At 35.0% G+C, this 21,868-nt stretch carries 17 protein-coding genes; 15 read left to right on the forward strand and 2 right to left on the reverse strand.

Annotated elements, in window-relative coordinates; genetic code table 11:
- Nucleotides 1-253: 253 nt before the first annotated feature.
- A complete protein-coding gene (locus Q9Q97_RS20535) occupies nt 254-1,027 on the reverse strand; it encodes an META domain-containing protein (protein ID WP_306160543.1) in 774 nt (257 codons plus the stop codon).
- Between the two features lie 269 nt (nt 1,028-1,296).
- Between Q9Q97_RS20535 and nirB the strand changes: the two genes are divergently transcribed.
- The 12 genes from nirB (at nt 1,297) to Q9Q97_RS20595 (ending at nt 14,763) form a co-directional block, all read left to right on the forward strand.
- Nucleotides 1,297-3,810 carry a nitrite reductase large subunit NirB gene (gene nirB / locus Q9Q97_RS20540; RefSeq protein ID WP_306160546.1) on the forward strand — a complete coding sequence of 838 codons (2,514 nt, stop codon included), beginning with the start codon at nt 1,297-1,299 and terminating at the stop codon, nt 3,808-3,810.
- Nucleotides 3,811-4,180: 370 nt separating this feature from the next.
- The gene (nirD, locus tag Q9Q97_RS20545; RefSeq protein WP_306160548.1) at nt 4,181-4,558 is read left to right on the forward strand and encodes a nitrite reductase small subunit NirD; all 378 of its coding nucleotides are present in this window, start codon (nt 4,181-4,183) and stop codon (nt 4,556-4,558) included.
- A 227-nt stretch (nt 4,559-4,785) separates the two neighbouring features.
- On the forward strand, nt 4,786-5,370 hold the full coding sequence (locus Q9Q97_RS20550; RefSeq protein ID WP_306160549.1) for a DUF4202 domain-containing protein: 585 nt from the start codon (nt 4,786-4,788) through the stop codon (nt 5,368-5,370).
- Between the two features lie 10 nt (nt 5,371-5,380).
- Nucleotides 5,381-7,192, forward strand: coding sequence for an ATP-binding protein (locus Q9Q97_RS20555; protein WP_306160551.1), 1,812 nt, complete (start codon nt 5,381-5,383; stop codon nt 7,190-7,192).
- A 677-nt stretch (nt 7,193-7,869) separates the two neighbouring features.
- Entirely contained in the window at nt 7,870-8,529 is a 660-nt protein-coding gene (locus tag Q9Q97_RS20560; RefSeq protein ID WP_306160553.1) for a response regulator transcription factor, read from the forward strand.
- Nucleotides 8,530-8,627: 98 nt separating this feature from the next.
- Complete coding sequence (locus Q9Q97_RS20565) at nt 8,628-10,112, forward strand: nitrate/nitrite transporter (protein ID WP_306160555.1); 1,485 nt, start codon at nt 8,628-8,630, stop codon at nt 10,110-10,112.
- 97 nt (nt 10,113-10,209) lie between these two features.
- Nucleotides 10,210-11,469: an alginate export family protein gene (locus Q9Q97_RS20570; RefSeq protein WP_306160557.1), complete on the forward strand. Its 1,260-nt coding sequence runs from the start codon at nt 10,210-10,212 to the stop codon at nt 11,467-11,469.
- Nucleotides 11,470-11,606: 137 nt separating this feature from the next.
- Nucleotides 11,607-11,972, forward strand: coding sequence for a hypothetical protein (locus tag Q9Q97_RS20575; protein ID WP_306160559.1), 366 nt, complete (start codon nt 11,607-11,609; stop codon nt 11,970-11,972).
- Nucleotides 11,973-12,128: 156 nt separating this feature from the next.
- On the forward strand, nt 12,129-12,842 hold the full coding sequence (locus tag Q9Q97_RS20580) for an endonuclease/exonuclease/phosphatase family protein (protein WP_306160561.1): 714 nt from the start codon (nt 12,129-12,131) through the stop codon (nt 12,840-12,842).
- Nucleotides 12,843-12,966: 124 nt separating this feature from the next.
- Complete coding sequence (locus Q9Q97_RS20585; RefSeq protein WP_306160563.1) at nt 12,967-13,596, forward strand: hypothetical protein; 630 nt, start codon at nt 12,967-12,969, stop codon at nt 13,594-13,596.
- Nucleotides 13,597-13,623: 27 nt separating this feature from the next.
- Nucleotides 13,624-14,244, forward strand: a complete 621-nt coding sequence (locus Q9Q97_RS20590; RefSeq protein ID WP_306160565.1) for a bifunctional 2-polyprenyl-6-hydroxyphenol methylase/3-demethylubiquinol 3-O-methyltransferase UbiG — start codon at nt 13,624-13,626, stop codon at nt 14,242-14,244.
- A 9-nt stretch (nt 14,245-14,253) separates the two neighbouring features.
- Nucleotides 14,254-14,763: a hypothetical protein gene (locus Q9Q97_RS20595; protein ID WP_306160567.1), complete on the forward strand. Its 510-nt coding sequence runs from the start codon at nt 14,254-14,256 to the stop codon at nt 14,761-14,763.
- 49 nt (nt 14,764-14,812) lie between these two features.
- On the opposite strand, the gene Q9Q97_RS20600 is transcribed toward Q9Q97_RS20595, so the two are convergent.
- Nucleotides 14,813-15,517 (reverse strand): Crp/Fnr family transcriptional regulator, encoded by a 705-nt coding sequence (locus Q9Q97_RS20600; RefSeq protein ID WP_306160569.1) that lies wholly within the window; start codon nt 15,515-15,517, stop codon nt 14,813-14,815.
- Between the two features lie 178 nt (nt 15,518-15,695).
- Here Q9Q97_RS20600 and Q9Q97_RS20605 point away from each other — a divergent pair, with 178 nt between their 5' ends.
- The 3 genes from Q9Q97_RS20605 (at nt 15,696) to Q9Q97_RS20615 (ending at nt 21,646) form a co-directional block, all read left to right on the forward strand.
- Entirely contained in the window at nt 15,696-19,214 is a 3,519-nt protein-coding gene (locus tag Q9Q97_RS20605) for a nitrate reductase (RefSeq protein ID WP_306160570.1), read from the forward strand.
- 223 nt (nt 19,215-19,437) lie between these two features.
- Complete coding sequence (locus Q9Q97_RS20610; RefSeq protein WP_306160572.1) at nt 19,438-20,868, forward strand: rubredoxin; 1,431 nt, start codon at nt 19,438-19,440, stop codon at nt 20,866-20,868.
- 139 nt (nt 20,869-21,007) lie between these two features.
- Nucleotides 21,008-21,646 carry a hypothetical protein gene (locus Q9Q97_RS20615; protein WP_306160573.1) on the forward strand — a complete coding sequence of 213 codons (639 nt, stop codon included), beginning with the start codon at nt 21,008-21,010 and terminating at the stop codon, nt 21,644-21,646.
- Nucleotides 21,647-21,868: the final 222 nt, after the last annotated feature.

The following is a 21,868-nucleotide window of genomic DNA, read 5'->3' on the forward strand; positions in this document are numbered from 1 at the left end:
TCCCTTAGTTGAAATACAGACTAATTGTACGTCTGCAATTCCAGCATAGCTGAAGGTTTCAACCTTGGGTGCGCATTGCAAATCATGCTACGTTTACGTTATGTACCCAAGGTTGAAACCTTGGGCTATGTTTTTGATCTTAGTTAAACCATACTTTATGGAAATACTACGCGAAGATTTCTCCTTCGTCGAAATGACAAAAAATGAAAAAATATCTGCTCAATCTGCAAAATCTGCGGGAAACAAATCACAATCAATCCACTTTCTTAAAAACAGCCAATTTCCCAGAAGGATTTGACAAAGTCAATTGATTATTACCAACAGAATACGTTGTTGTACTTTGCAAAGCTTTCAAAAACTCCCCTTCTTTATTACCTTGAGGACAAGCCATTAAAGTCGAAACAACTTTAGTAAATCGCAATAAATCCTTTTCATAGAAAATTTGTCCTGTAATTGAATTACAGCCACCATATCCCATGAATCTATTTTCTGACGAGTTAATTTCAACTCTCGGCATTTCTTTTTGAAAATCAGTAGCAAAAACTTTATAACCATTCAATTCTTCCAAAACCCAAATATCATGCAAACGATAATCGGTAAGATATTTTCCGCAACCACTAAGTTTCTTCGTTTCTAATTCTGAATTATTCTTAATTTCAACTTTTACACTATAAGGAGAAATCGTGCCAGACATCGAGTCTTGACAATCCACCTGCTGAATTGTAATCGTTGCCGAAGTGCTTTCATTACTTACTTTATACATTTTTACATTAGCATCCATTGCCCTAATTGCATCAACAGCAGGAAAAGTTATTTTTTCTTTACCAGGTATTAACGACGTAAAAACAATTTCCTCATTCCCTATTTTGATTCCCCAAAAAGGTTCATTTCCAGTTCCTTTAAAATAATATTTTAAATCTTCTTCTGTAGAAATTGTTGAAGTGGTTCCGGCAGCTTCTTTATTTGCTGTCGTTTTACAGCCTATCATTAAAAATGAAAACAACAATATTGAAAGTATTTTTTTCATGAGATCTCAGTTTAAAAATGTTCCTTTTTTCAAAACACCTATAAAATTCCTATGAATTTACGACATTTTTTTGAAATGCTTATTTAGAATGTTTTCAAATTTAAAAAAACTAAGTAACTGCAAAATCACTCAAAACCCGCACTACGTAAAAGATTAAGTCAAAATACGTAGTAACCAAAACATATATTGTACTTAAAAAATAAAATATTTACGTATTTTTATAAGTACAAATACTTATATTTGCGTAGTAATACTTAATTAAAGAAATCATGATTAGAGTAATAGTAGTTGGAAACGGCATGGTTGGTTATAAATTTTGCGAAAAGTTTGTTGCAAAATCAGGACAAGAAAAGTATCAAGTGACAGTATTTGGAGAAGAACCAAGACGCGCTTACGATCGCGTTCACTTAAGCGAATACTTTGGAGGAAAAACAGCTGATGATTTATCACTATCAACAACTGAATGGTACTTAGAAAATAATATTACTCTCAATACATCTGAATTAATTACAGATATTAATCGCGATGCAAAAACAATTCATACGCATCTAGGAAAAACACATACGTACGACTACTTAGTTTTAGCAACAGGTTCTTCTGCTTTTGTACCGCCAATTGATGGTGTAGAAAAAGAAGGTGTCTTTGTATACAGAACCATCGAAGATCTGGATGCAATTATGGCTTACGCCAAAAAGATAAAACAAAAAGGCGCTACAGAAGCGGCAGTTTTAGGAGGCGGCCTATTGGGTTTAGAAGCAGCAAAAGCAGTTAGAGATTTAGGTTTAAATCCGCATGTGGTGGAATTTGCTCCGCGTTTGATGCCAAGACAATTGGATCAAGGCGCAAGTGATATGCTTCAGTCTAAGATCGAAGAATTAAACATCGGAATTCATCTGAATAAAGCCACTCAATATATCGACGGGAAAGAATGCATAACTGGAATGATGTTCGCTAACGACGAATTGTTAAAAGTCGATATGCTAGTAATTTCTGCTGGAATTAAACCTCGCGACGAACTAGCAAGAGTTTCAGGATTGGAAGTTGGCGTAAGAGGCGGAATTGTGGTAAACAATCAAATGCAGACATCAGATCCTTCTATTTTTGCTATTGGTGAAGCTGCACTTTACAACCATAACATTTACGGACTGGTTGCTCCAGGTTATGAAATGGCCGATGTGGCAGCTGAGCAAATCTTAAATGGCGACAAAACCATGAGAGAAACCATCGATATGTCGACACAATTAAAATTAATTGGTGTCGAAGTAGCCAGTTTTGGTGATCCTTTCATTGAAAATAATGAGGTTACGGCTATCATTTATGAAAATAAATTAAGTGGTGTTTACAAAAGAATCAACGTTACCAAAGATTCTAAAAAATTGTTGGGCGGAATTTTAGTCGGAGATTCTAGCGATTACAATTCACTTTTCCAGATTTATATCAACGAAATGGCATTGCCTAAAAATCCAGAAGATTTGATTTTAGGTTCACGCGACGGTTCTGAAGGTTCTTCAATGGGAAGCGTAATGGACTTGCCAGATACAGCTGTAATCTGTTCTTGCGAAAATGTAACGAAAGGCTCAATTTGCTGTAAAATTTTAGACGAAAGCTGTGCCACTTTTTCAGATGTTGTAAAAGCTACAAAAGCAACTTCAGGATGTGGAGGCTGTAAACCAATGGTTTCAGACTTGGTGAAAGCAGCTCAAAAATCTTTAGGAAAAGAAGTAAAAGAAGTTATTTGCGAGCATTTCAGCTATACACGTCAGGAATTATTCGATTTGGTTAAAATCAACAAATACGAGAATTTCTACGATGTTCTAGATCATCACGGAAAAGGCGATGGTTGCGAAATCTGCAAACCGGTTGTTGCTTCGATTTTCTCTAGCATTTACAACGACACTGCAAACAAACACGTTACAACTCAAGATACAAACGATAGATTTTTAGCTAACATTCAACGTAACGGAACTTATTCTGTTGTTCCGAGAGTAGCCGGTGGTGAAATTACAGCTGAAAAACTAATCGTAATTGGCGAAGTGGCAAAACAATTCGATTTATATACTAAAATCACTGGGGCACAACGTGTCGATTTATTCGGAGCGCATTTAAGTGACTTGCCAAAAATCTGGAAAATATTAATCGAAAATGGTTTTGAAAGCGGTCACGCTTACGGAAAATCACTTCGTGCCGTAAAAAGCTGTGTTGGAAACGCCTGGTGTCGTTACGGAATGGACGACAGCGCCGGATTTGCAATCGAACTAGAAAACCGCTACAAAGGAATCCGTTCTCCTCATAAACTAAAAGGTGGTGTTTCTGCCTGCATTCGCGAATGCGCAGAAGCACGCGGAAAAGATTTCGGACTAATCGCTGTTGAAGGCGGGTGGAATTTATACATCTGCGGAAATGGCGGTGCAAACCCAAAACACGCCGTTTTATTGGCCGAGAAAATCGACAAAGAAACTGTAATTAAATATATGGACCGTTTCTTAATGTATTACATCCGCACGGCTGGCCCGCTGATTCGTACCTCAACTTGGTTAGAAAAACTAGACGGCGGTTTAGAGTATTTAAAACAAGTAGTTATCGAAGACAGTTTAGGAATCTGTGAAACATTAGAAGCTGAAATGGAGACTTTGGTAAATACTTTCGAATGCGAGTGGAAACAAGTATTAGAAAAACCAAGATTATTGAAACGTTTCAATCATTTTGTGAACTCAGACGAAAAAGACGACAACATTGCTTTTGTTCCATTAAGAGATCAAAAGGCGCCAAAAGCTTGGTCATAATAAAATAATAACAACAAAGAGACATAGATTTTGCGAACCCAAAAAGACATTTCACTTTCCATTTAAATGATTTTCTTTTGACAATTCTTTTTTCAAACTAGTTAAATCTATGTCTATGTGTTTAAAAAATCAGCTCCAAAAAAAAGAAAAAAAAACTTTGCGACTTTGCGACTTTGCGCGACTAAAAAATAAAGAATAGAAATAAAAAACTTAGCGCCTTAGTGTCTTTGTGGCAAAATATCAGTTCCAAAAAAAGAAAAAAATAAATTAAACGTTTGCTGTCCTTCTTACCCTCTTTTTTACTGCGCCATCATAACTCTCATGATTGTAAAAAGAGGGCTAAGAAACAGGAAATAAAACAAAAAGCATCATGGAAGAAATCTTAAATCAATACGAAACTGTACACGCGAGCGATGCGACAATTTGGTTCAAAGCGGGCAAAATTGAAGATTTTCCAACCAATCGCGGCGGCTGTATCAAATACAAAAACAAGCAAATCGCAATTTTCAATTTCGCGCGTCGCAACGCTTGGTATGCTTGCCAAAATGCATGTCCGCACAAAATGGAAATGGTACTTTCCAGAGGAATGACTGGTTCAACAGACGATATCCCGAAAATTGCCTGCCCAATGCACAAAAAAACCTTTTCACTTGTTGACGGTTCCAACCTAAACGGTGACGATTATCGAATTGCAACATATCCTGTAAAAATTGTAGAAGACGAAGTTTTCGTAGGCTTTGTAGATTAAATTTTAATGCCACAGATTACACAGATTAAAAGGATTATTTTTTTCTTTTAGCCACGAATTTCACAAATTACACTAATTTAATTCGTGCCGATTCGTGAAATTCGTGGCGAAAAAAATTATGCACAAAGATCTAATCCTTTTAATCTGCGACAAAAAATATCCATTCCTGAATTCGTGGCTAAAAAAACTTTATTCCGTATCTTTGAAATCTATTACTAAACCAAAAAATGACAACACCTTTCCAAAAAGCAAGCGAATGGATTGATGCTGAAAACGCTCAAGATCCGAACATCGAAATCGATCAAAATCAGGAATATCCTAAAGAATTGCTATATTCCAACAGGATGTACGAAAAACTGATGCAGTTTGAACCCAATGCCTCAGAAGAAGTTCAGATTGCTTCAAAAGCACAGCACATTTGCAGATGGAAAGTGGCACGCGAATCCTACCCGATGGATCGTGTTGGTTATTTAAAATGGCGAGAAGAACTGAAAAAATTCCATGCCAAAACTACAGCCGAAATTTTAGAAAAAGCAGGTTACAATCAAACGTTTATCGATCGCGTTTCTTTTTTAATCGAAAAAAAACTACTTAAAAAAGACGCCGAAACCCAATTGCTGGAAGATGTTATTTGTCTCGTTTTTTTAGATTATTACTTAGAACCTTTCGTTCAAAAACATGATGAAGAAAAACTAAAAAATATCATCAAAAAAACTTGGGATAAAATGTCGGAAAAAGGACATGCCGAAGCCCTTAAAATCAAATATTCTGAAGAGAATTTAAACCTTATAAAAGCTTCTTTAGGATTGTAAAAAGATTTAAATGAAGAAAAGCAATCAGGAAGCTGCAGAAAAAATCACTTTCAAAAATTTACGACGACTGTATTTTTTTGCGCTTCTTACTATTGCCTTAACTATAATTATCAGTCAGTTTTTGGTTCAATACAATCTGAACCAGCAATTAAGCGATTCTAAAATCATTAACTTTTCTGGAAAGCAAAGAATGCTGAGCCAGAAAATTGTCAAAGAAGTTCTCATTTTACATTACGTTTCCGATTCGGCTACAGCCAAGAAAGCTTCCCATTTAAAAGAAGTTTTACAACTTTGGAAAAAGAATCAAAATGCATTGGAAAATGGAAATGACAGCCTCGCTTTTCCGAAAGAAAAAAGTGAAACCCTCAACAAACTCTATCTGGAAATCAATCCGATTTTCAATAAAATAGCACAAACAACGGATTCTTTTCTACTGAATTTACAAGAGAAAAAATCAGTTGCTGAAAATCAAAAATTGGTTCAGACCATTTTAGAAAACGAAGGCCTTTTTCTTTCTAAAATGAATCAGATTGTAACCCAATACGATCTTGAAGCACACGAAAAAGTAACCGAACAGCGCCGAATCGAATATTGGATTTTCGGATTTACGTTGCTGGTTCTACTTTTAGAATTTTTCTTCATTTTCAAACCAACTAATAAGAAAATTGAAAGATTAATTGCCCAGCTTCTATCTTCTGAAAAGAAAGCTTTAAAACTGGCATACGACACTGAAATTATCAGTGAAATTAAAGAAAACTCTGTAAAAGAGCTGAAATCGCTTAATTATGCGATGGAAAACACTTTGCTGTACTGCCGAATTTCGCCAGACGGTTCGATTATTCATATTGGTGAAAAATTTGCCAAACTGCTTAATTACACCAAATTTTCATCCAACAAAAAATTCTCAGAAGTCTTAACCGAAGATGAAAAAGAACAGGTTAATTTTGATCGCTTAATTTTCGAAAAACAAAGAAGCGGCTGGCAAGGCGAAGTTAAAATTATCAACAAAGACGAAAAAGAAATCTGGCTCGATTTATCGATGGTTCCCGTTATGATCAAAAAAGACGAACTGGAACTTTTAATTGTTTGTTTCAACATCACCGAACGTAAAAAAGCACAGCGCGAAGTCGAACGTTTAAATCTTGAAAACACAACCGAAAAAATCAATCAGCAGAAGATTATTTCCAGTAAAATTGTTGAAAATCAGGAAAACGAACAAAACCGAATCGCCAAAGAAATTCACGACGGAATCGGACAGATGTTAACGGGTTTAAAATTCAGTTTGGAAAGCATCAATCTCGACGACAGAGAAAAATCAGAACAAAAAATTGAGTATTTAAAAAAGCTCTCATTAGACATTATAAAAGGTGTCCGCACAGCAACTTTCAACCTGATGCCGCCAGAATTAAGCGATCACGGAATCGTTTCGTCTTTATCAAAACTAACACAAGAACTTTCAAAACTTACAGGAAAAGAAATCCTTTTCTACAACAAAACCGATTTTGACCAGCGTTTAGATTCGTTAATCGAAATCAACATTTATCGTCTTACTCAAGAAGCCATCAACAATGCCATAAAATATGCCGAATCGTCGCATATTATTGTACAGCTTTCGCACAGTGAAACATTGTTAAGTATTATAGTAGACGACAATGGCAAAGGTTTCGACGTTAATTCTGTCGACAAAAAACGAAACAGCGAATCCGGAATGGGACTTTTATTTATGAAAGAAAGAATTCAATACATCAACGGCCGCGTTTTCATGAACTCCATTCCTGGAGAAGGTACGAGGATTACATTCAACATCCCCATTCTAAAATGAGATAATTGAGATAATTTGACAATTAGATAATTATTTGAGTAACCGATAATAATTATCTAATTATCAAATTGGCACATTCTCTAATTAAAATATGGGCGAGCCACCATCCCGATAAAAAGGGTAATTTTCTTTGCGCGTATACCCCTTTTTATCGGGTTGCTGTCGGGCTATCCGCTCCGCCGCGGCGGATTGCTCCTATCCCTCTCGCGGGCAAACGTTTTCAAAGGATATTCTCAATTTTAATAAACACAAAATTACATACTGTGTCAGGCTGAGCGGAGACGAAGCTCCACAAGAAGCTCCGTAATCTATATCGCCAATCTTTGTAGAGTTACTTACGAAGATTCTTCGTTCCTCAGAATGACAAACTTTGTGTAAGAAACTTTGACAAAGTTGAAACAATTCTATTGTCCTCCTGAGCGAAGTCGAAGGATCGCAAAGCATATCGGTAAAGATCCAGATTGTGGAGTTACTTTGCGTGGGCTTCGACTCCGCTCAGCCTGACAAATCTGTGACAATTAAACTTTGTCAAAATTGAGTACATCAGCAATTGGAATTTGGAATTTTCAACATTAGAAATTTTAATATTGGAATTTACTTTTAAAAAAAGTACGTATATTAGCATCTTCTTTTTAGATGAATATACGTAAAAATCGAGAATCAAAATTAAGTAAACTATGAGTAATAACATTCGTGTAGTACTGGCAGATGACCATGTTTTTGTTAGAGACGGAATCAAATCTTTACTGGAAAACGAAGCAAACATTGAGGTTGTGGGCGAAGCAATTGATGGTGCAGATGCGCTAGAAGTAGTTGCTGCGACAAAGCCTGACTTACTTATAGTAGATATTCGTATGCCTAACTTAACGGGCATTGAGGTAGTAGAAAAACTTAGAAGCGAGAATAACAACGTAAAAATCATAATGCTTTCAATGCACGAATCGGAAGAATATGTGTTGAAATCTATAAAAGCGGGAGCCGACGGCTATTTACTAAAAGGCTCAAGCAAAGAAGAATTCTTAAAAGCACTTCATAGTGTTTCTGGCGGCGGAAAATATTTCAGCGGTGACATTTCTTCTATTTTAATTGGTCAATTAACTAGTTCTTCGGCGTCATTAGAACCTAAACAAACTTTAGGCGAAGAAATGATGATTACCAAAAGAGAAAAAGAAATACTTACGCTTTTATTATCTGGAAAAGGAAACAAAGAAATCGCCGAAGCTTTAGATATCAGTAAACGAACTGCCGAGGTACACCGTTTCAACTTAATGAAAAAACTGAAAGTGAAAAACTTAATGGAACTTTCAAATAAAGCTGCTGAGTATTCATTGATTTAAAAAAATACGTATAAATACGTAATTATTTTTCAAAAACTGCGTTTTAGCAGGTTTTAACTAAGTTATAGTACTTACTTTTACATAAAAATATAAGTACTATGAAAAATTCAAACTCACTATCGCAATCACACAAAATTTTATTTTTGAACACATTGGCTTTTACAGTGTGTTTTGCCTGCTGGACATTAAATGGCGTTCTAGTAACTTTTTTAGTAGATAACGGAATTTTCCATTGGGATGTTATTCAAGTAGGATGGCTTTTGGGCATCCCAATTTTAACTGGATCTATTATGCGTCTTCCAATCGGAATCTTGACGGATAAATTTGGCGGAAAATATGTTTTTTCACTTTTATTACTGCTCTGTTCGATTCCGCTGTTCCTTCTTCCCTATGCTGACAGTTTTGCAATGTTTGCTTTACTAAGCTTTCTATTCGGAATGGTCGGAACTAGTTTTGCAGTCGGAATTGGCTATACCTCAATCTGGTACCCAAAAGAATGGCAAGGTCGCGCACTCGGAATCTTCGGAATGGGAAATGCAGGCGCAGCTATCACTACTTTTCTTGCTCCTTCATTACTAAATCATTTTTCAATTGACGATCCGCAAAATGGATGGAAAACACTCCCTATTATTTATGCTGTTTCATTAGTTATTATTGGTATTGCTTTTTTAATTTTCGCTAAAAACAAAAAAATAGAAAGCAGCGGGAAAACTATTTCTCAAATGCTAACTCCATTAAAATCGCAAAGAGTATGGCGTTTTGGAGCGTATTATTTCTTAGTTTTTGGGTGTTTTGTGGCTTATTCGCAATGGTTATTGCCAAACTTCATGAACGTTTACCAAACGAGCTTGGTTATGGGAGGTTTATTTGCTACTATGTTTAGCTTGCCTTCTGGCGTGATCAGAGCTTTTGGTGGTTACTTGTCTGATAAATTCGGAGCAAGAAAAGTAATGTATTGGGTTTTGGGTTCTTCAGTAATTTTAAGTGCTTTATTATCGATTCCTAAAATGGAAATCACCACTTCTGGTCCAGGAATACTAGCAGCTAAAAAAGGCGTTGTTAATGAAATTAATGATAAAACGGTAAAAATTGGAGATAAAGAATATCCGATTGCACAAAAAACCGCTAACACGGCTGAAAATACCATTTTTCCAACTTCGTCGAGCTGGCAGGATGTTGTTGTGTCACACAATCAAAGTGTTGCAAAAAAAGAACTGATTGCTAAAGGTGTAACAGTCATTAAATTTGATGCCAACATGTGGGTATTTCTAGTTTTAGTAATTCTGATCGGAATTTCTTGGGGAATCGGAAAAGCGGCAGTTTACAAACATATTCCAGAATATTTCCCTAGTGAAGTTGGTGTTGTGGGCGGCATGGTGGGAATGATTGGCGGGTTAGGCGGATTTTTTGGTCCAATTATCTTTGGGTATTTATTAACCGCAACTGGAATCTGGTCAAGTTCATGGATTTTCATTTTAATATTCTCTACTATTTGTCTTGTTTGGATGCATTTCACTATTGCACAACTATCTAAAGAAAAACAAATTAAAGTAAGTAAAGCAAAATTAGAGCCTGCTTATTAGACTTAAATTAAAAAAAAATTAGAAATATGATTTAAATCATATTTAAATGACGGCTTTTTCTTATAATTTTACACTAAGAAAATAAACATGACAATTTATGAAAAAACTTAAATTAGTTTTAATACTTATAATAGGATTAAGTATTGATCTTCAGGCTCAGGAATTGGATGCAAATCTGCAGATCAGACCGCGTTTTGAATATAGAAATGGATACAAAACACTTTTGCCAGAAGGACAAAAAGGAACTTCGCAAATTTCGCAGCGTTCTCGCTTGAATCTAAATTTCAAACAAGACGATTTAACGGTAAAATTAACGTTTCAAAATACCAGAACTTGGGGAGATGTTGCTCCAGCAACTACTGCCGATAAAAATGGCGTAGCTGTATTTGAAGCTTGGGCACAATATAATTTTACCGAAAAGTGGAGTGCAAAAATGGGACGTCAAGTGCTTTCTTACGATAATCAGCGTATTCTTGGAGAAATGGACTGGGCGCAACAAGGACAAAGTCACGACGCGTTAACGATTACTTATAAAACCGAAAAACAAAAGTTAGATTTTGGAGGTGCCTATAATTCAACAGCAGAAAATGTGTTTCAAACGCCTTACACTGTCGCCAATTATAAAGCAATGCAATATGCTTGGTATCACAATCAATTTAGCAGTGATTTAGGTTTAAGTTTTTTAGTATTGAATACAGGTTACGAATACGCTAATGCAGACGCTAAATTACTAGTGGATTACAAACAGACTTTCGGACCTTATTTAACTTATAAAAACAGTAAAATAGACAGTAATTTTTGGTTTTACGGACAAACTGGAAAAAGTACAGATTTAGAAGTTAGTGCATGGAATGCTGCCGCTAATTTCAACTATGCTATAACTGATTCCTTTAAAGCTGGTTTAGGTTATGAGTTTTTATCTGGAAAAGATTCAAACGACGGAAGTACAGTAATTAAATCATTCAATCCAATATTCGGAACCAACCACGGATTTAATGGTTACATGGATTACTTTTACGTTGGAAATCACTTAAACAATGTTGGGTTGCAAGATGCTTTCGTTAAATTGGGTTATAATGTAAACAAATGGCAATTTGCTTTAATGCCACATGTATTCTTATCTGCTGCTGATGTGGTTGTTGCAAACAACAAAATGGATTCGTATTTAGGAACGGAGATTGATGCAACTTTTGGTTACAATTTCAAAAAAGATATCACAGTTACAGGAGGTTATTCTCAAATGTTTGGCTCTAAAACATTAGAAGTTTTAAAAGCTCCTGGTTATGCTGGCCATACCAACAACTGGGCTTGGTTAATGATTTCTGTGAATCCAAGAATTTTTAGCTGGAAAAAATAATTTTTCTATAAAATTAGCTTCTATATTTTACCCTTTTCCTATTTCGGAAAAGGGTATTTTTTTTAATGTAATAAATACATATTATATGTTTTAATTATTTATATTTGAGCCGATTAAGAACCCCAAATTCTATCCTAATGAAACCATTTCTAAAATTATCTATGTTAACCTTTTTGGTTACCCAAACTGGTATTGCCCAAAAATTTAATGATGCCTTGATTTCAAAAGGCTCAGAAATAAATTTTGCAAAAACGCAAAAAAGAGGCATTAAGAAAAACAACATTGTTTACTATGTTGAAAATGATTTACAAACCATTTCTGCTTACAAAAGAAAGAAATTGAAATGGCAAACCAATGTGATTTCTATTTGCGGAAAGCCGAAAAAAGGAACTCCTGAAATAAGATATGTTGGTTATAATTCAGACAGGCTACTTATCGTGATGGGGAAACATCATTTTGCAGAAATTGACATCAATTGCGGTACGACAAGACTTGTTGGTTAAGATTATAGAACTACAATAAATTAATTTTACAAATAATAGAATGCCCTTTTCCTGATCTTGAAAAAGGGCTTTTTTTTGCTGTAAAAAGAAACATTTAAATATTAATAATTAGGTATATTTGATTTCACTTTTTAATTATTTTTTTAATTAATATGTATGAAAATCATTGCTTGGAATTGCAATATGGCATTCAGGAAAAAAGCTCAATATATTCTAGCTTTCAATCCTGACATTGCCGTAATTTCTGAATGTGAAAATCCTGAAAGGTTGAAATTTCCAGAAGACGCAAAATCTCCTTCAGATATTCTTTGGTATGGAACAAATCCGCATAAAGGAATTGGTGTCTTTTCATACGGAGAATACAAATTTCAATTAATGGAATGCCATAATCCAAATTTCAAAAATATTCTCCCAATTGCTGTTACGGGCGGAAACATCGATTTTACTATGTTTGCTATTTGGGCAAATAATCCAACAGATAAAGATGGTGCTTACGTCACGCAGGTTTGGAAAGCGATTAATTATTATAAAGATTTGATAAAAGAAACCAAAACAATTTTGATTGGAGATTTTAACAGCAACACGATTTGGGACAAACCAAGACGAGAAGGAAATCACACTACAGTCGTAAATAAATTAGCAGAAAAGAATATTTTCAGCACGTATCATAAATACTTCAATCAAATTCAAGGTAAAGAAGCGCACCCAACCTGGTATCTCTATCGTCATGAAAACAAACCATATCATCTTGATTATTGTTTTGCTTCAAATGATTTTATCGAAACTTTAGAAAATGTCGAAATCGGAAGCTATCAAGACTGGACGATGCATAGTGATCATAAACCTTTAATCATTAAATTTACTTTATAATTTGAGATTCGTAATTTAAAAGAGATCTGACCTCAAATAAAAATACCATATGAAGAAACTCGCATCCTTACTATTTATCATTTCTATTATATTATTTACAAGCTGTAAAAAGGAAAATTCATATTTGGAATTTGAAAAAAGTGTGATGACCGAAATTTTTCCGAGCCTAATTGATTCAACATGCATGGATACAAGGCTATTCACCAACTTTCCTCCTGAGTATGGTGAATCAATATTTGACAAAACAGGGCATTATGTGGGTGTGGACAGCACAAAAGCAACAAAAGAACAAAAGCAAAAACTACTTGAATGGAAAATTAATACCGAGAAAATCAAAAAGGATACGTCAAAAATTGTAATTGCATTTGATCCGGTAATAGAATATAGTAGAGAAGATTTAACAGAATATCTTCAAAAGCATTTTAAAAATATAAAGCCATTTATTCAAAAAGAAAAAGTCTACAATGAATTTATTCTTGACTTTAAAAATATCAAACTCAAAAACAGATTTGAGTTGCGACATATAAGTCAGTTTCCAAAAGAAAGAGGCATGATTTGGCTTGCTAAATACAACTTCAATTTTTCAGGAGCTGTTTCATTTACTAGAATACAGTTTGATCAAAATAAAAAGTTTGGAGTTTTTAATGGCTACTTTGGTTGCGGAGGACGTTGCGGACAAAGTTTTAGAATCTATATCAAAAAAGCGGGAGATAAATGGATTATTGATAATGTGGAGATAACTGCAATTGCATAATTTTTTTTAAAATTTAATATAAACAAAATGAACACCTGGACTCAAAGATGGGACGACCGTTACAAAAGCGAAGAATTTGCATACGGCGAAGAACCCAACAATTACTTAAAAGAACAAATTGAAAAATTAGAAATTGGTTCGATTCTTTTTCCTGCTGAAGGCGAAGGACGGAATGCCATTTTTGCAGCAAAATTAGGCTGGCAAGTTTCGGCTTTTGATATTAGTGAAGAAGGCAGAAACAAAGCGCTTCTTCTCGCTAAAAATAATAGTGTTTCGATTGATTATCAGGTTGGCGAATTAGAAACTTTGGATTTCGAAGAACAACAATTTGATGCGATTGCTTTAATTTATGCTCATTTTCCTGCTGTTATAAAATCTAAAATTCACAAACAGTTGGATAAACTTTTAAAGAAAGACGGAATAATTATTTTTGAAGCTTTCAGTAAAAAACATTTAGAATACGTAACCAAAAATGAAAAAGTCGGCGGACCAAAAGACATTGAATCTTTATTTTCTATTGAAGAAATCAAAGTTGATTTTCCTAATTATGAAATCATTGAATTAGAAGAAAAAGAAATTGAACTCAACGAAGGCTTATTTCATAATGGAACTGGTTCTGTGATTCGATTTGTTGGAAGAAAAAAATAAGAAATAATCATGCATCAAAAAATAGTAGTTATATTTTTATTCCTATTTGTTCAAGCTTTTGGGCAAGAAAACACATCTCTTACATCTCAAGATTTATACACTAAAGATGGACTTGTTTACAAAGTCAGTAATGACTCTATTTTTTCAGGATCAATAGAAAATCGTCGATCAAATGATGTTTTATTATCAAAAACTGATTTTAAAGAAGGCCGAATAATGCTTTATTCTGAATATTATAACAAAAGCAAAAAGGGTATTCCATGTAGAAAAATATATTATCATGAAAATCTTGTTTTAAAAAAGAAAAAAGAAGACAAATTAGATTTTGATGGAAAGATATATCTCTCGACTTATTTTGATGAAAATGAAAACAAAATTCTAGAGGAATCTTTTTCAGAAGGTAAATTAGTTTACAGTTGCGAGTATAAAAACGGGAAGAAAAATGGAAAACAATTTTGTTTATCTAAAAATGGAGAAGAATTAAATTTCATCTACGAAAATGGTAAAAAAGTAAAATAAAAACTAAGAGCGAAGTCTTAGCATCTCAGAATCTAAGTAGCTTAGAACCTTAAAAATACTTATGCTCCATAATTTCTGAGCGAAGTTTTTCGGCATGAATAATCCCAACACGTTTTCCTTCGGTTTTAATCAAAGCTTCTTTTTTAAGGCTGGATAAAATACGAATCGCCTGTTCTTCTGTAGTTCCAGCAAAGTCGGCCATTTCCTTTCGCGAAAGCTCAATATCAATTAAACCATTAGTTTGTCCGAATTTGCGATGAATATACAATAGCAAATCAATCACACGCTCGCGGACATTCATGTGTGCAATTTTGCGGATATTATTTTCACTTTTGTTTAATTCTTCGGCATAAAACAACATCAAAGTATAAGTAAATTCAGGAACGTGCTGTAAAATTTCCAGCATCGTTTCGTTGCTAAAATTACACAAAACCGTATCTTCTAAGGCATAAGCGCCAATCAGATAACGTTTGCTCGTACCGAATCCACGGAAACCAATGATATCGCCGTTTTTAGTTAAACGCACAATTTGTTCACGGCCGTTAATTCCGGTTTTGACGGTTTTAGCTTTTCCTTTGCAAATAAAATAAAGCCCTTGCAAAGGCGCACCTTCCGTAATAAACCGATCCGATTTTTTGCAGATTATATTTTGCTTTTTCGAAATATAATTGGTCATCTGCTCTAAATGCAGATGCTTCTTTATAAAACAATTCTCATTTGTACAGGAATAACATACCGCTTGCTCTTCTTTCATGAGTTCTAATATTTAGCAGATTAAAAACTAATGTGTTGTTCCTAATTTATTTTCATCAAAAATAAAAAAATAAATTCAAAAATTAAGTATTAATACGTAAAAAGTACTTATTTTTGCATAAGTACTTATCTAAAGTCAGACTATTCAATAAAAGTAGTATCTCTAAATAGAACACCAAATGCAAACTACGAAGATCAAAACTACCTGTTCCTACTGCGGCGTTGGCTGCGGCATAATCGTGACCAACGATGCTAAAAATGGTGTAATGGTCGAAGGCGATAAAGATCATCCTGTAAACAAAGGAATGCTGTGTTCTAAAGGAATGAACCTGCATTACGTAGTAAATGATACTTCAGATCGAATTTTATATCCTGAAATGCGAGGCAGTAAATCTTATCCGCTGGAACGCGTAAGCTGGGATACTGCACTTGACCGAGCCGCTGCCGTCTTTTCTTCTATTATAAAAAAACACGGCCCAGATAGCGTTGGATTTTATATTTCGGGACAATGCTTAACAGAAGAATATTACTTAGTCAATAAACTGGTCAAAGGTTTTTTGAAAACCAACAATATCGATACCAATTCCAGACTTTGCATGAGTTCTGCAGTTGTAGGATATAAAAAGACTTTTGGCGAAGATTCGGTTCCCATTGCTTACGATGATATTGAATTGGCCGATACGTTTTTAATTACAGGAGCCAATCCTGCTTGGTGCCACCCTATTCTATTCAGACGACTTGAAAAACATAAAGAGAAAAATCCTAAAACAAAAATAATCTGTATCGATCCGAGGAGAACCGATACTGCTGTTTTCTCCGATTTACATTTGCAGATTATTCCAGGTTCAGATATCATTTTATATCATGCCATCGCTAAACGCATTATCGAAAAAGGATATGTAGATCATGATTTCGTTAAAAATAATGCCGAAAACTTTAAACAATACAAAGATTTAGTTTTAGGAACTTCACTTGAAAAAGCCTCAAAACTTTGCGGAATTCCCGTAAACGATATTAAATTGGCTGCCGATATTATCGGAAAAGCAAAAGGATTTATTTCGCTTTGGGCAATGGGGCTAAATCAAAGTGCCGTTGGAGTTGATAAAAATACGGCATTACTGAATTTGTCTTTATTAACGGGGCAAGTTGGAAAACCAGGTTCTGGACCATTTTCACTAACAGGTCAGCCCAACGCGATGGGCGGGCGCGAAGTTGGCGGAATGGCGACACTTTTGGCCGCACACAAAGACATTGCCAATCCGACACACCGAAAAGAAGTTGCGGATTTCTGGGGTGTAGACGAGATTTCAGACAAACCAGGTTTAACCGCCACAGAAATGTTTGAAGCTTTAGAATCTGGAAAAATGAAAGCGGTGTGGATTATCTGTACCAATCCATTAGTGAGTTTACCAGATTCGAGAAGAGCCGAAAAAGCGCTTAAAAATGCCAAATTTGTTGTGGTTCAAGATATTTCGCATAATGCAGATACAGCCAAATTTGCCGATTTATTATTGCCTGCAGCTGGCTGGCTGGAAAAAGAAGGAACGATGACCAACTCGGAACGTCGTATTTCGTATCTGCCAAAAGGAATCAATGCGCCTGGAGAAGCGCTTCCAGATATTGAAATCTTAATTCGTTTTGCTAAAAAAATGAATTTCAACGGATTCAATTTCAACAGCGCCGAAGAGATTTACAAAGAACATTGCGCGCTTACCAAAAATACTAATATTGATATTTCGTTTTTAAACTACAATCGTTTAAAAAACGAAGGCACTTTCCAATGGCCAGTTCCAGATTACGGGCATCCGGGAACTCCAAGATTATTTACCGATAAAAAATTCTATACGCCTTCGGGAAAAGCCATTTTTAATTTGCCAGTTTCTATAGAAAACACATCAGTTCAGCCTAATGCTGATTTTCCATTTATTCTGACAACAGGGCGAATCCGAGATCAGTGGCATACGATGACAAAAACTGGAAAAGTGTCTCGATTGTTAACCCATATTCCAAGCCCAGTTTTAGAAATAAATCCGATTGATGCTTTTAAAAATGATATTAAAAATGGCGATATCGTTGTGGTTTCAAGCCATAATGGAGAAGTTCGCGTAAAAGCAAAAGTAACCGATTCGATCAAAGAAAAAGTCGTTTTCTTGCCGATGCATTGGGGAAAACAACTTGAAAATGATTTAAACAGAACGAATAATTTAACGAATACGGTTGTAGATCCAGTTTCAAAAGAACCTGATTTTAAATTCACAACGGTTTCGATAAAAAAATACGTAAAACCATTTCAGAAAATTGCCATTGTAGGTGCTGGAGCGGCTTCTTTCCGATTTATTCAAAATTACCGTGAATTCAATTCGACCGACGAAATTATTGTTTTTTCGAATGAAGTAAATCCATTTTACAACCGTGTTTTGCTTCCTGAATATATGACGGGAGAATTTACTTGGGAACAGCTTTTGAAAGTAAAAGACGGCGAAGCTTTTAATAAATTAAAAATTACCATGAAAGCTGGGGTTGCAATTGAAAAATTAGATGCAAAACAAAAAACAATCTTAGACAGTACAGGAGAAATCCACAGTTTTGATTCTTTGATTATCGCTACAGGAAGCCGTCCTTTTATTCCAGAAAATGCACAGCTTCATTTGCCTGGACGTTTTACCGTTAGACGAAAAGAAGATGCCGACCGTTTGAAAAAACATTTAGACAGCACCAATCTTCCGCCAGAAGAACAGCATGTTGTTATTATTGGTGGCGGTTTATTAGGTTTGGAATTGGCAGCGGCTTTAAAACATAAAAAAGTAAAAACCACTATAATTCAGCGTGCTTCGCGATTAATGGAGCGACAATTGGATTTAATTTCAAGCAAATTACTGGCAGAAGAAGTGCAGCTTCGTGACATTCAGATTTATTTTGATAATGAAGTCAGTACTGTTTTTGAAACTGATAATCCGAATGAAATTGAGATTGCCTTAAAAAGTGGTAAAATCATCACCGCCAATGCGATTGTATATACGATTGGAACGATTCCGAATATTGAAATAGCACGCGAAAGCGGTTTGGCCTGCGGACGTGGCGTTAAAGTAAATCAATATTTACAAACTTCAAATCCGGATATTTTTGCGATTGGCGAAATTGCCGAATTTGACAATAAATTATTCGGAATTACTTCTGCGGCAGAAGAACAGGCAGATATTTTGGCCAACTTTTTAGCCGGCGATATCAGCAGTTATTACAAAGGTTCTATTTTAATGAATATTCTAAAACTAGAAGACATAAACCTTTGCAGTATTGGCGATATTAATATTCCAGAAAATGACGATTCGTACGAAGAAATTGTTTTTGCCGATTTGAAAAAACGTTATTACAAAAAATGTATTGTAAAAGACGATCTTTTGGTCGGTGCAATTTTAATGGGCGATAAAAACGAGTTTGCCGAATTTAAAACGATGATTGAAAGCAAAATCGAATTATCAGACAAACGAAATACGCTTTTAAGAGGAAGTTCGAACGCAAAACCAGTTTTGGGAAAATTAGTCTGCTCATGTAGTCAAGTCGGAGCCGGAAACATTGAAGAGACCATAAAAAGTGGTGTCTGCGATTTTACCGATTTATGTAAAAACACAGGCGCAGGATTAGGCTGCGGAAGCTGTAAAACAGAGGTTAAAGAGATATTGGCGAAATGTAAGGTTTAAATTTTGTTTCAAGTTTTCTTTGTTTGCTTCGCCCGTTCGGCTTTCAGCCTCGGGTCAAGTTTCAAGTTATTGGAACGTGAAACTTGAAACTAAAAACAACGAAATGTCACCCTGAGCGTCCCGAAACTTCGGGAGAAGGGCGTTCCAATTGGAATCGGGCTTCGACTCCGCTCTGCCTGACAAACGTGAAACAAAGAAAACCTGAAACCTGAAACAAAAAACTATGGAACTAACAAGATTAATAGTAAAAGGAGGCGTTATTTCGCCAGGAGAATTGCGAGAAGTCGTTAATATCGCTTTGGAAGAAGGACTGGATTCAATTTCATTTGGTTCCAGACAGGATATTATTTTTCCGAAAGGGTTTAAATCTTTAGATAAAACCACTTTAGGGAAGCATCATTTTGTGTATCCTGATCAAAAAAGCGGCAACAATATTGTTTCTTCTTACGTTTCGACAGATATTTTTAGAAATACCAATTGGCTTACAGGAAATCGTTTTTTATACGTTCTAGAAGAATTTAAAGAACAGCCAAAACTAAAAGTCAATATAACCGATCCGAAGCAACAACTGGTTCCTTTGTTTACCGGACATTTGAATTTTATCGCTTCAGAACATGAAGATTATTGGTATTTATATATTCGTCTTCCGAAATGGGAAAAAATGGAAGTATATCCCGTTTTGATTTACAGCTGGGATTTGGCTAAAATTTATTACGAAATCGAGAAAATCGCAGAAGAAGATTCTATTGATGTTGAAATGCTCTTTACCTTAGTCAGCGAAGCTTTAGATACCAATAATCGAACAATTGACAAACCATTGAATATTCCGTTTTATCCATTTCCGTATTACGAAGGAATGAATAGAATGGGAATTGATCAATATTGGCTGGGATTGTATTGGAGAAATAATCTTTACGATCTCGATTTTCTGAAAGAAATGTGCGATTTATGTTTTGAATGCAAAATTGGTAAAATCTGCATTACACCTTGGAAATCTTTCATTATAAAAGGAATTCCAAAAGATAGAAAATTGGAATGGGAAAAGTTTTTAGGCAAAAGAGGAATCAACGTTCGCCATTCCCTTTTAGAATTAAATTGGCATTTGCCAGTTGCAATGGAATGGGCTTTAAACTTGAAAACATTTCTAGTTCGTACACTCGATCAATTTGACATCAGCACGTACGGATTAAATTTCGGAATTTCTGAATACAATCGTGACGGTCATTATTTTACTTCGATTGTCATCGAAAAAAATGAACTTCCCGCTGCTTTAGAATCTATTAAAATCAGAGATACTTACAATGTTTTGTTTGCTAAGAATTTCGACCCAAATACGCGCGAATACATTGTTCATTCACAAGATATTGATAAACTCGAGCTTCCTACTATTTTAATTGAATTAAGCCGAAAATATTTTGAAGGCCTTGGAAATGTAGCAGCTGAAACAGCTGAGAATCCGCAGAAAAAAGAAAAACCGCAATTGGATGTTTATCAATGCCAGGAATGCCTGACTCTTTATAATTCTGAATACGGAGATCAAACCCAAGGAGTTCCGAAAGGTATTTTATTTGAAAATCTGCCTGAAACGTATTGCTGTTCTTTATGCGAAGCACCAAAAAGTAATTTTAGAATTCTAGAAGCAGTTGAAAATTAATGACTTCGATAAAAGCACAGCATTTCGTATTCAAAAATTGCGTATATTTAGCTTAACTAAGAATTTATATTAAAGCTCTATACTTCAAAAGCTTTAAAATTACTTGGTTACTATCTATTATTCAATAAAAAATGCAGTTATGATAAAACGAAATCCAAGTACTCCTGCTGTAAACAACACTGATATTCCAGCAGAAACAACTGTAGAAAAGACTACAGAAATACAGCCAGAAACCAAGACAACGGTAAAAAGAACAACAAGAACTGCTGCAAAACCAACAGCAACAAAGGCACCAGCTTCAAGAACAACCGCTGCAAAAGCACCTGCTGCAACTGTTAAGCCTGCCGCAAAAACGCCAGTTAGAGCTGCCTCTAAAACAACGCCGAGAGCGACTGTAAAAAAAGCAGCAACAGCGCCTGCAAAAGCAGAACCTATTGTTTCTGAAATTGTGGAAATTAAAACCGAAGATATTCCAGTGCCTTTTGAAGAAAACAAACCTGTTGTAACTGTTGAGAAAATTGGCAAAGAAAAAAACGATATAAAATCAAAGCTTAAAGCTAAACTTAAAGCCAAAAAAGAGAAAGAAAAGAAAAGGGAAAAAGCGATTAAGGCGGTTATCAAAAAATTAGAAAAAGCTAAAAAAGCAAAATTAAAAGCTGCAGAGAAGAAAAAAGAAAAAGCTAAAAAGGCAAAGGATAAAGCCAAAGCTAAAAAAGTGGCTGAGAAGAAAGCAAAAGCGTTGAAAAAGGCTAAAGCAAAAGCTAAAAAGAAAAAATAATCTGACGAAAGGTTTGACTTAAAGTTGAACCTTTTTATTTTTCAGCGTAGAGTTTGTCATTCAGCGGGACGAGGGAATCTTAGCAAGAAACTCTGCATAGTAATCGCCAATCTTTGTCGAGCTACTTGTAGAGATTCCTCGTTCCTCGGAATTGTAAAAGTCATTTATTTCGGTAACAGATTTTTCATATCAATTGGTGTTTTTCCATCAATTCCCTGATGC

This window comes from Flavobacterium sp. DG2-3, from assembly GCF_030730925.1.
Classification (GTDB): Bacteria; Bacteroidota; Bacteroidia; order Flavobacteriales; family Flavobacteriaceae; genus Flavobacterium.

Coding starts and splice junctions, on each gene's coding strand:
- Q9Q97_RS20615 (WP_306160573.1), top strand. CDS start 21,008: ATGATAAAACGAAATCCAAGTACTCCTGCTGTAAACAACACTGATATT.
- Q9Q97_RS20595 (WP_306160567.1), top strand. CDS start 14,254: ATGCATCAAAAAATAGTAGTTATATTTTTATTCCTATTTGTTCAAGCT.
- Q9Q97_RS20560 (WP_306160553.1), top strand. CDS start 7,870: ATGAGTAATAACATTCGTGTAGTACTGGCAGATGACCATGTTTTTGTT.
- nirD (WP_306160548.1), top strand. CDS start 4,181: ATGGAAGAAATCTTAAATCAATACGAAACTGTACACGCGAGCGATGCG.
- Q9Q97_RS20565 (WP_306160555.1), top strand. CDS start 8,628: ATGAAAAATTCAAACTCACTATCGCAATCACACAAAATTTTATTTTTG.
- Q9Q97_RS20605 (WP_306160570.1), top strand. CDS start 15,696: ATGCAAACTACGAAGATCAAAACTACCTGTTCCTACTGCGGCGTTGGC.
- Q9Q97_RS20610 (WP_306160572.1), top strand. CDS start 19,438: ATGGAACTAACAAGATTAATAGTAAAAGGAGGCGTTATTTCGCCAGGA.
- Q9Q97_RS20570 (WP_306160557.1), top strand. CDS start 10,210: ATGAAAAAACTTAAATTAGTTTTAATACTTATAATAGGATTAAGTATT.
- Q9Q97_RS20580 (WP_306160561.1), top strand. CDS start 12,129: ATGAAAATCATTGCTTGGAATTGCAATATGGCATTCAGGAAAAAAGCT.
- Q9Q97_RS20535 (WP_306160543.1), bottom strand. CDS start 1,027: ATGAAAAAAATACTTTCAATATTGTTGTTTTCATTTTTAATGATAGGC.
- Q9Q97_RS20600 (WP_306160569.1), bottom strand. CDS start 15,517: ATGAAAGAAGAGCAAGCGGTATGTTATTCCTGTACAAATGAGAATTGT.
- Q9Q97_RS20575 (WP_306160559.1), top strand. CDS start 11,607: ATGAAACCATTTCTAAAATTATCTATGTTAACCTTTTTGGTTACCCAA.
- Q9Q97_RS20555 (WP_306160551.1), top strand. CDS start 5,381: ATGAAGAAAAGCAATCAGGAAGCTGCAGAAAAAATCACTTTCAAAAAT.
- Q9Q97_RS20590 (WP_306160565.1), top strand. CDS start 13,624: ATGAACACCTGGACTCAAAGATGGGACGACCGTTACAAAAGCGAAGAA.
- nirB (WP_306160546.1), top strand. CDS start 1,297: ATGATTAGAGTAATAGTAGTTGGAAACGGCATGGTTGGTTATAAATTT.
- Q9Q97_RS20550 (WP_306160549.1), top strand. CDS start 4,786: ATGACAACACCTTTCCAAAAAGCAAGCGAATGGATTGATGCTGAAAAC.